Raw genomic sequence first — 9687 nt, 5'->3', positions numbered from 1 at the left:
TCACAGACGGCGCCCGGCTCAACGACGTCGTACCCGGGATCACCCTGCACGGCGACGACGTCGGACGCTGGCTCACCACCCAACAACGCGACTGGAACCAACTCGGCAATGAGCAGCAGCGAAGGCTCGGCAAGCTGGGCATGAAGCCGCAGAAGAACGCACGGGCACGTAAGACCCCCGCGAAGACCGCCACGACCTCCAGGCCGGACACGGGCGGCAGGGCGTTCCAAAAGGGCCTGGAGGCCCTCACGCAGTACATCGCACGGGAAGGCACGACTACCGTCCCCCGAACACACACCGAAACACTCCCCGACGGCACCAAACACCGCACCGGAATCTGGATCATGAACCAGAAGACCCGGCGCGACCGACTCCACCCCGACCAACTCCGAGCACTCGCCGAACTCGGCATCGACTGGGCGCAGTAGAAGCGGGGCGCCGCCGCTGGCGTCCCTTCCGGTCAGTGTCCCGAATTGAACTCGGCTGCGTCTGGGGATTCTGTGGGCATGCCACGTGGCCGGGGACAAGGTGCAGGGATTAGCGATCACGGTCCGTGCACCTCGCTCCTGGCTCCGGAGTGGGTCACGACATGCTGCTGTGGGACCGTGAGGTACACGTCGACTGCCCAGCTGCGGACGTAGGTCAGCACATGGAACCCCCCGGCGTGATAGCCACTGCTGCGGATCGTCACCGTGGTATCGGTGATGTCAACGGTGAGCTTGCGTCGCGCTCCCCAAGCGCCCACCAAGTAGTGGTTGCCAGCAATGGCCACAAAGCCGTCATCGGACGGGGCGGCCCAGCCTTGGGAGCGGATTCCGAGCAGCTCCGGGGTGTCCGTAGGGGTAACCATTGCCGACCGTTCCTGATGCCAGAGCACCGGCCGGATGTCCGTTGTCTCGTTGGCTGACTCCACCCAGGACACCAGGTCCGCAGCGAAGGACTCTGGGGAGTCAATCGACTGTTCAATCCGCCAGGACTGCCGTAGACGGCGGCGTGCAGCAGCAAGGCCGGGCAGTGGGACGCCAACGTGCTGAATGGTGACGTCGTCCAGTTCGGCGCGTGTCACATACGTGTCCCAGGAGGTATCCCACCCCACTGGATAGAAGTACCAAGGGCTCTCAATGCCGTCGGTGTCCCAGCGCAGCGTGTGGGGTACAGCGCCCCATTCCTGCAGTTGGTTGCGGTGTCCGATCACACGTCACGGAAGCGAGCGCTGGGCAGCAGGCGAGCCGTCAGGTGCCTTGAGGCACCGGCGACCATGAGCAGCACGGGACAGCGACGGACCTGACCGTGCCCAACCTTCATCTCGGTTTTTGGCCACCACAGCCCGCATTCCGCCCAACCCGGGTCCGCGAGCACAGCAGCAGGTCGGAACGCGGGCTCAGGTTCGAGTCGAGAGTTCGCTCGGGGCAAAGTCGCCCGTAGTCGGGCCACATGGGAGCGCAACAGGCTGGCGGAAGCCGGCCAGTCGATGTGTCGCGCTATCTCAGCCGCGCTCAGAGCAGGTTCACACCGCAGCAATGGAAGGATCAACGGCTCGAACGGGGCAGCGACGGAGGGACGTGGGGGACGCTGGTATTGCGGCGGTCGCTCGGAACGGAGCAAGCGGCGCACCGTATTGGGCGCCAGCTGCTTTTGCCTGGCGATCTGTTTGATCGGCATGCCGTCGGCGCGCAGGCGGCGTACCTCCGGATCGACGAGTCTGCTGCCAGGCGGTGCGGACCTTGCCCAGCGCATGGATGACCGGTACCAGGCCCAGAAGCAGAGCCTCAGCACCCTTCAGTGCCTTGCGCCCGAGGGAGAGCAAGGCCCCGATCACTGCGGCCGCAGCGGGTACGGCTGTCAAGACGATGTCCAGGCTCATGCGGCGCCACCTTCGAAAGCGGCGGTCCTGCAGCTACGACGGTATTCGGGTCCCACTCTTCTGCTCTCCCAACGTCCTGTCGTTTCACGGGACCCTCACGACGAAGGCCCGTCCTGCCAGCGCGCATGGGTGTCCATTTGCGCTGAAGGTCGGGCCACTCACTTCAACTACTGTCTCGGCGCCCACCGACAAACGGGCACCTCGCTGCCAAATGAATCTTGAACCCCGCACCCCACCCCGAACATCCTGTTTACCCAGGTCAGACTCTTTGCGTCCTGGGGTTCAAAGGCCCGGGTGCAGCTCCCCGGCAAGCGACGCAACTGCCTGTGCCCCACTGAAATGGCAGGTCAACGCCGTGCCTGCGCAGGTTGCTTGCCCTACAACACGAAGGCCAGGGCGGCCCTCCAACGCTCCCTTCTTTCAGAAGGTTGGGGCCTGCTGGCGGACTACGCGGGGCGCAGACAGCGGCTCGCAGTACGAGGCGGGAGAGCGCGGGTGCTGTCCACACGGCAAAGGCGAGCCCTACAAGGCGAGCGCCCCTCCGGTAGGAGGGGCGCTCTGATTGACGTACGGGTACAGACAGGTGGGTCAGCTGCGCTGCACCAGGTGGTCGATCGAGAAGAGGAGATGGTCCTCGCCGTACTGGAAACGGCTGCTGAGGGTCTCGAACCGGGCGTACCGCTCCTCGGTGAGCGGCAGTTGCAGGACTTCCAGTATCCGCAGGAACAGGCGGAACCCGAGGTCGGGGTCGACCTGGGTGACGACCTGTTCCAGTGCTTCCATCACCGCGGTGCCCTCCAGGGAACGGAATGCAGGGCTGATCGCCTTGCCCGTGGCGAGGGGTGCCATGTCCCGGATTTCGCGGAGGACCGCGTCACCGGTATCGGTGTGAATGGCCGAGGCCACCGGGAGGTAAGCGGGAGCGACCGCGGTCAGGTGCTCCTCGCACACTTCCACGACCTGCTCCAGCCACTCCCGGCCGCCGACGCCGCACTCGTCGATGTTGTAGCCCCGGTTCGTCGCCGCTAGCCACAGCACGGTGATGGTGTCGTCGGACAACCCGGAGTCGAGCATCCGGCGCGTGTCCTCCCACAAGATGGCCGCCTCGGAGCCCGGAGGCCGCTCGTACCCGTCGTATGTCACGGCGTTCTCGATGGCGGCGCGGGGAGTGCGGTAGTGCCACCCCGCCGTGAACTGTCTGGCGAGTTGGGAGAGTCCGAAATCCCCGGAGACGCCCTGCCTGTTGGTGCTGACCTGCGGCCAGACGATGTACAGGCCGTCGTGGACGGTGCCTGCGGGGAAGCCGAACTGTCGGCCAAGTGCCAACAGGCGGCGGTATTGCTCATACGGGACGGGCACGGCGTGGGCTTTGAGCGCGCGGAGGATCAGCCGCATGCCGAGGTCGCCGTCGGCACCCGTCGCCACCCGTTCCAGGGCGTCGACGAGGTCCGGCGGCGCCGACGCGCAGGCAAGGGCCGGGGCCGTGGCACGGAGTTCCGCCACGACCGCCTGGCACAGCCCCACGTCCCGCACCGGCCGCACCGGTGGCGGAGTGTAGGAGTGCTTGTTCTGCCGGAGCCGTGCTGTGGACACCTGCGAGATCCGCTCCAGCCATCCACGGCAGGTCATACCGTGGTCGGCCGGGTCGAAGGCGTTGCCGGTGGAGGCCAGCCACACCGTGCGGAGGATTCGTTCCGGCAGCCCGGAAGCCAGCAGCCGGCGAGCGTCCTCACCCAGTTCGACGGCCTCCTCACCCTGGGACCCGTCGGCGATCTCTTCCGCGCACCCCAGGGCGTCGGCCGGACCATTGCCGGAGCCTCGACGGCTCAGGCGTTCGGTCAAGGCGGTCAGGCCGAAGTCCTCTCCGTAGCCGAGCTCGTAGTACGTCGGACGTTCCTGGGTCATGGAGTTCCCGTCGGGAAGGCGGTCATGATGGCGAATCCACCGCGCCCTTGGCCGCTGTGGCCCGACACCTTCATCAGTTTCAGCGAGACGCTGTTACCGGCGTTGGTCACCGTGACGCCGTCGGGGTGGTACATCTTCCCCAGGGACGGATAGGCATTCCAAGTCCCTGTGATGTCCAGGACCACCTCGCCTTCCCTCGCTCCTGCGACCTTCTGTTCGAACTTCTTCCACTTGACCTTGTCCAGGACCCTTTGGCCGTTCTTCACGGTGGTGAAGTAGTCCGCGACGATGCGGTCGATGGCCTGCTGGGCGATTTCCTGGCTGGTGAACACCGAGTTCGGCACGCCCTTCCTCCTGGCCAGAGCGAACGCTTCGGTCGGAGTCGGGGTCACGTGCTCCGCGAGTGCGTGCATCTCGCCCGAGTCCTTGTACTTCCTCAGACTTGGCAGGAGTTCGTCGCCGAGGTTGATGCAGTTGTGCACGAGCACGTCCGACGCTTGTGATCCTTCAGCGCGGACGTAGAAGGTGTGCAGGCCGCTGACCGTGAGGTCATAGACCTGCTGGGATGCCGCGTCGGTCTCGCCACCTACGCCTGCCACCGTGATCAGCTCCCCGTTGGGGCGGAGCAGCCGGTCTCCCGTACGCAGTTCCGAGGTGAGAATCCATCCGCGCTTCTCGGCGTAGATCTTGTGTCCGGGTGTGGTCTCCAGGCTGCTGCCGTCAGAAAGGCTGATGGTGACCAGGCCGTCGGCCGCGTGCTGGAAGGTGTCGGTTACCGGCTCGGAGCGGACCGCCCCGGTGGCCGGGTCGCCGGCCAGTACCGCGTCACCCACCCGAAGCGAGTTGATCGGGCGATGTGACCCGTCTGCCATGAGCACACGTGTTGCGGCCGGGAAGCTGTTGACCTTGCAGGAGGTAAGAACCGCTTCGGCCATATTGGCCTCGTACTCGATGGCTGCCAGAGCCTGCGGGTTGATCCTCAGTCCCTCCAGCCCCCGCAGGGCGTCGGCGATGCCGATTCCGGTACGCATGGCGGCATCGAGAGCGGTGATGCCGTCGGCGATGGGCCTGAGGATCTTGCCCGAGAACAGGAGCGCAACGTCCACCGCCGCCCAGGCGCAGCCGCCCCAGCTTCCGCGTTCGAATCCGGAAGCGAACTTCTGGCCGCACTTGATCCAGCTTCCGAAAAGGATGTCCACCGGGTCGACGCCGGCCTGGTACTCGCCGATCGTGATGGTGTGCGTGAACTCCTGGGTGAGCTCGTCTGTCGTGTACTCGCCCAGATACACCGTCTCGTTCGAGGGACATGTGGCCTTCGAGGGGTCCAGGACGTCCGCGGTGCACCGGTACAGGTCGAGGTAGGCCTTGTAGCGGATCTTCATTGTCATCGTGCAGTCGCCCTTGTAGAAGAGGGCATCGATCCAACCTTCGCAGCCGGCCGTCTTCTTCAGGGTCTCGGGCTTGCCGATCTGCTCGGTGCGGTCCATGACGTAGAACATTTTGCCGATGGACCCACCGGATCCGTCGGGCACGGTGCCGGTATCGATCTGCTTCGCATTGGCAGCTTTCTCCGCCCGGTCGGCTGCTTCCTGTGCCTCCTTGGCGTACTTGTCGGCGTCCTGGGCCGCCTTTTCGGCTTCGGTCGCGGCAGTGGCGGCGCGGTCGGCCGCGGCGCGGGCGGTCTTGGCGTCCTGTTCGGCCCGGGCAGCTGCGGCCCGGGCGGCGGTCGCGTCGAGGGCAGCCTGGTCGGCGGAGTCGCGGGCTGTCTTGGCGTAGCCCTCGGAGCGCCCGGCCGCCTGATCGGCTGCTACGGCGTCCGCCGCGGCCTGGCTGGCGTATTCGACGCTGCGGGCCAATGATGTGGCAGCCAGTGATGCCGACTTCGCGGCGTCGGCGGAGTAGCCGAGGGCTTCCTTGGCGTAGGTGCGGGCGTCCGATGCGTACCCGGCGGCGGTGGCTGCGTGTTGGTAGGCGGCCTTGGTGTCGTCCTGCGCCTGGTCGGCCAGGGCCTTGGCGGTCGCGGCCTCTTCCTGTGCGTTCTTGGCGTGGGCGTCGGCGATGGCTTTCTGCTGCTCGGCGATGGTCTTCGAGGCCTGGCCGGTCAGCACGACCAGGCTCGCGGCCGAGTCCGTGGTGGCGTAGGGCGATCCGAGCTGGATGGCGTCGTTGGCGGGCTTGGCGACCTGCGCGGCGGCCTTGCCGGCGTCCACCGCGGCTTGGGCGGTCACGTAGGCGTAACCCGCCGCTTTGGCGGCTGCGGTCTTGGCCTTGGCGGCTTCCTGTTTGGCCTTGTCCGCCTGGGATGTGGCGGTCTTGGCCTGCCCGTCCGCCTCGTTGGCCAGTGCGACGGCCGCCCTCGCCTCGGACGCGGCGTGCTGGGATGCTGCGATCGCGTCCGCGGCGGCGCTGGTGGCGGTTTTGACCGCGGCGTCCGCCGTCAGTTTCGCGGCCTGGGCGGCGTCGGCGTCGGAGCGGGACCGTTTGGCGGCCGCTTCGGCTCGGGTGGCTGCCGCGTCGGCGTCCGCGGCGGCCTGGGTGGCGGCGTTGGCTTCGCTCCTGGCCGTGCCGGCTGCCGTTTCGGCGTCGGTCGCGTGCTTGTTCGCCTCGTCGGCGGCCGCGCGTGCGGCGGTGGCCTCCGTGCCCGCGTCGAGGGAAGCGGCGTAGGCGGCCTTGGCGTCCGCCTTCGCGCGTGCGGCGTCGGCCTTCTGCTCCGCCTGCCAGGCGTCGTCCCGTTTGGCCTTGGCGTTGTCCCGGGCCTTGACGGCGCCGTTCTTGCGCTCGACCGCGGTCGCTTCGGCGGCTTCGGCCTTGCCCTTGGCGTCATTGGCCTTCGTCGCCTGCGCTTCGGCGTTCGTCTTGTGCTGGGCGGCCTCGGCCTGTTTGGCGGCCGCGGTCTCCTTCTCCTTCTTCGCCGTGGCTTCTTCCGCCTCTGCGGCGAGCCGCTTGGCGTGGGCGTTGGCCGCCGCCGCCTTCGCGTCGGCCTCCGCCTTCACTGCGTCGCCAAGCTTGGACTTGGCGGTCTCCGCGTCCTTCTTGGCGTTGTCCCGGTGCGTCTTGGCCGCATCCGCAGCCGCCTTGGCCTGCAGTTCGGCGGTGTGCGCTGCCTCCCGGCGGAACTCCGCCTTTGCCTGCGCGGCCTGCGCCAGCGCGCGCTGCGCGATGGTCTGGCTGTCCGCGCCGGAGGCACGGGTGGCCGCCTCGGCGGTCTCGCCGGCCTTCACCATCGCGTCCAGAGCGGCTACCGCACCCTTGGTGACCTGAGCCTTCTGCTGGCCGACCAGCAGGCCACGGCCGCGTGGCGCACCAGCCGAGTCGGCGATGGCGTAGGCGGCCTGCTCGGCGGTGTCACTGGTGGTGGCGGCCTTCTTGGCCGCAGCGGCCTGCGCCTTGAGGACCTCGAGCTGCTTCTTCGCCCCGGTCTGGGCGTCCGCGACGGCCTTCTTCGCCTTGTCGAACTCGGCTTTCGCCGGAACGGTGCCGGTGCCGGACGACTTGATGTCGAACTGCTGCGGGCCCGTCCCGTTGCAGTCCCACAGCCACGAGTCGTTGCCGTCGTCGTAGCTGTGCAGGTCCAGGCACTTGCCCGTACCGACGTTCTTCAGGCTGGTGGTGGCGCGCAGGTTGTACTCCCAGGTCTGCGCCGGGGAGCTGTTGCACGTCCAGACCTGGATCTTGGTGCCGTTCGTCGCGTCATTGTTCGACACGTCCAGGCACTTGTAGTTCCGGTTGCGCAAGTGCAGACCGTGGTCATCGCCGTAGACCCACCACTGCTGCGCACCCGTGCCGTTGCACCAGTAGACCTGTACGGGCGTGCCGTCTACGGCCCCGCTGTTCTCGACGTCGAGGCACTTGCCGTTGGCGGCGTGCACCTCGATCACGGCAGTGTTGTCGCCGACCGCTCCGGCGCCGCCGGGGGACCAGTAGTCCTGGAAGCGGGCGGCGTGATCGGCCACCCAGGAGTGCCCCAGCATCTCGCCCAGGGCCTTCGCACCGGTGGTCAGGGACTGGGTGGCGTCCTTGTTGGCGGCCAGGATCTGATTCCGCTGCGCCTGCTGAGAGGTGATCTCCTGCTGCCACTCACCGGCGGCCGTGTCGGTGATACCTGAGAGGACCTTGTTCGGGTCCAGTGGGTCGCGCCAGGCACAGGTGGAGAACCGGGACTTCAGGTCCTCGACCGCGATGCGGTACTCCGCCGTCCCCGCCTTGGGCGCCGTACGGGCAAATCCGCCGGAGGCGAGGAACATGCGGGCGTTGTCAGCGCCCGTGGGCTGCGCCACCGACCCGGACGTCAGGTACTGGAACGCCTCGTGCTCCATGAGCGCGCGCTGCCACTGGTCCGCCGGGGTTGTCTTGGGGTCGGGATCCGCGCCATAGAGCGGAGTACCCAGATTCTTGACCGCCCCGACGACAGGCCCCGACGCCTTGGGCGTGGAGTCCTGGTAGAAGTCGCCCTCCGAGGTCCAGAACCGGTCGGCGGTCCACTGGATCAGGCCGGTCTGAGCGTGAAAGGACTGCTTGCCGTCGCCCGGCGATCCAGGGGGCCGGTGGAAGTCGGCATCATTGATCCCCGCCGGCGTCGTCAGCCCCTCCAGCGGAATCTTCCAGCTGTCGCGGAGGGAGTTGAGGGCCGTCATGGAGCTGTTCGCCGCGTCGCGGTCCTTCTGATATGCGGTGGCAAGCGGGGTCTGCTCCCAGTGGCTACGGTCGGCCAGCATATGGAGCTTGTCCTGCGGCTGGTTGAGGCCGTCCTGAGCGACCTGCGCCATGGATGGACCGCCCAGGCGCAGCACATCGGCCATCAGGCACTGGTCTTGTCGCCACTGCTCGGCGGCGGTGTCGTCGAGCCAGTCGCGAGAGCTGCCGGCAGCGCCGGCGCGGAGACCGGTGTTCCCGAGCGCGCCGGGCTGGAAGGCCAAGCCGCCCAGAACGGCCAAGGCGACGACGGAGGTGACGATCGGATTGAGAAGGGCGGATCTACGCGATCCGGGTGGGAAAAAGGCAGGTTTTGCGCGCAAAAGAGCATTCCTTCAAGGCGAATGAAGGCAGGCGGGGAGCACACAGGAAGCGTTCGAATCAGCCCGCTGTCCCAAGACAGCAGCAGGTTGCACCGAAGCGGCGGTCTTAAAGAACCGATGCCGCGGCGTGATCAAATCCCCCGTAGCGGCACTGTTCTCCCCGGCCGCCATTGAACGCGTGCTACGGCGAACCGGGTCAGGGCCGCCGCCTACGCAGTGCTCACCTTACCGGCGGTTAACTTGGCGGGGAGGGCAAATTTGAGGCAGTGTCGCGCCACTGCGAGCCGGAGAGGCTCGGCGCGTTGTGCCCAGGAACGTGTCGTGTTCCGGCCCGTGCCGCTGATTAGCTGCGCCCGAGGTCTACCTCAACGTCCACAGCCACACCGAAGGCGGCTCGACGGCGGACTGGATCCCGGGCTGGATGTACAGGTGGGGTGCGTCAGACACCTGGCGTAGGTTGGCCACCAACCTGAACCGGTACCTCTGGTAACCGCTTCACGGGAATAATCCGGGGGTTCTGAAACCCGGAACCCCGACCGGGGTGGTGCGCACGAACCGCGCACCACCCCCGTTTCTCTGCAATCACCGAACCCTGACTGCTGGACGTCACCCATGAAGATCCTCGAAACGGCAGTACTGGCCTGGCGAGAGCCCGTCTCCCGCGTGTACATGGCCCTACTCGCGGTGTGTGCGCTGTGGGCGGTGGCCGGTGGCATCGGCCTGGGCGAGGAATGGCGGCTGCCGCGCATCCTCGCGGTGATCCTGACGATGCCCTGGATCCTGTTCGTCCACCTCTTCCTCGTGGTCACCTAGGGCTTGTGTGATGTCGTGATCATTGGTCGGTCTTCATCAGGTCGTCGATCCAGATCATTGCGGCGCGGAGGTGGAGGCCGGCGAGGTAGC

At 67.2% G+C, this 9687-nt stretch carries 6 protein-coding genes; 2 read left to right on the top strand and 4 right to left on the bottom strand.

All coding sequences use genetic code 11. The features are described 5' to 3' along the window. On the top strand, positions 1-428 hold a 428-nt coding region (locus ACWGH1_RS34875), incomplete at its 5' end, for a helicase associated domain-containing protein (protein ID WP_453409347.1). A 116-nt stretch (positions 429-544) separates the two neighbouring features. On the opposite strand, the gene ACWGH1_RS34870 is transcribed toward ACWGH1_RS34875, so the two are convergent. From ACWGH1_RS34870 to ACWGH1_RS34855, 4 genes are all read right to left on the bottom strand, one after another. After that, complete coding sequence (locus tag ACWGH1_RS34870) at positions 545-1195, bottom strand: hypothetical protein (RefSeq protein ID WP_453353159.1); 651 nt, start codon at positions 1193-1195, stop codon at positions 545-547. Further along, positions 1192-1737 (bottom strand): helix-turn-helix domain-containing protein, encoded by a 546-nt coding sequence (locus tag ACWGH1_RS34865; RefSeq protein WP_453353160.1) that lies wholly within the window; start codon positions 1735-1737, stop codon positions 1192-1194. The genes ACWGH1_RS34870 and ACWGH1_RS34865 overlap by 4 nt, the downstream gene beginning before the upstream one ends. A gap of 715 nt (positions 1738-2452) precedes the next feature. Next, the gene (locus ACWGH1_RS34860) at positions 2453-3769 is read right to left on the bottom strand and encodes a hypothetical protein (RefSeq protein ID WP_453353161.1); all 1317 of its coding nucleotides are present in this window, start codon (positions 3767-3769) and stop codon (positions 2453-2455) included. After that, positions 3766-8568 (bottom strand): ricin-type beta-trefoil lectin domain protein, encoded by a 4803-nt coding sequence (locus tag ACWGH1_RS34855; protein ID WP_453353163.1) that lies wholly within the window; start codon positions 8566-8568, stop codon positions 3766-3768. Before ACWGH1_RS34855 ends, ACWGH1_RS34860 begins: the two co-directional genes overlap by 4 nt. 828 nt (positions 8569-9396) lie before the next feature. On the opposite strand from ACWGH1_RS34855, the gene ACWGH1_RS34850 reads away from it, so the two are divergent. Next, positions 9397-9597 (top strand): SCO4225 family membrane protein, encoded by a 201-nt coding sequence (locus tag ACWGH1_RS34850; RefSeq protein WP_453353162.1) that lies wholly within the window; start codon positions 9397-9399, stop codon positions 9595-9597. Positions 9598-9687 lie beyond the last annotated feature (90 nt).

It is taken from the genome of Streptomyces sp. NPDC054883 (assembly GCF_053610645.1).
Note: the sequence above shows the minus strand (reverse complement) of the source record. Positions and strands in the feature narration are given on the sequence as shown.

Bases quoted from the DNA above. Each gene is read 5' to 3' on its own strand.
- ACWGH1_RS34860 (WP_453353161.1), bottom strand. From the start codon at position 3,769: ATGACCCAGGAACGTCCGACGTACTACGAGCTCGGCTACGGAGAGGAC.
- ACWGH1_RS34850 (WP_453353162.1), top strand. From the start codon at position 9,397: ATGAAGATCCTCGAAACGGCAGTACTGGCCTGGCGAGAGCCCGTCTCC.
- ACWGH1_RS34865 (WP_453353160.1), bottom strand. From the start codon at position 1,737: ATGCGCTGGGCAAGGTCCGCACCGCCTGGCAGCAGACTCGTCGATCCG.
- ACWGH1_RS34855 (WP_453353163.1), bottom strand. From the start codon at position 8,568: ATGGCCGATGTGCTGCGCCTGGGCGGTCCATCCATGGCGCAGGTCGCT.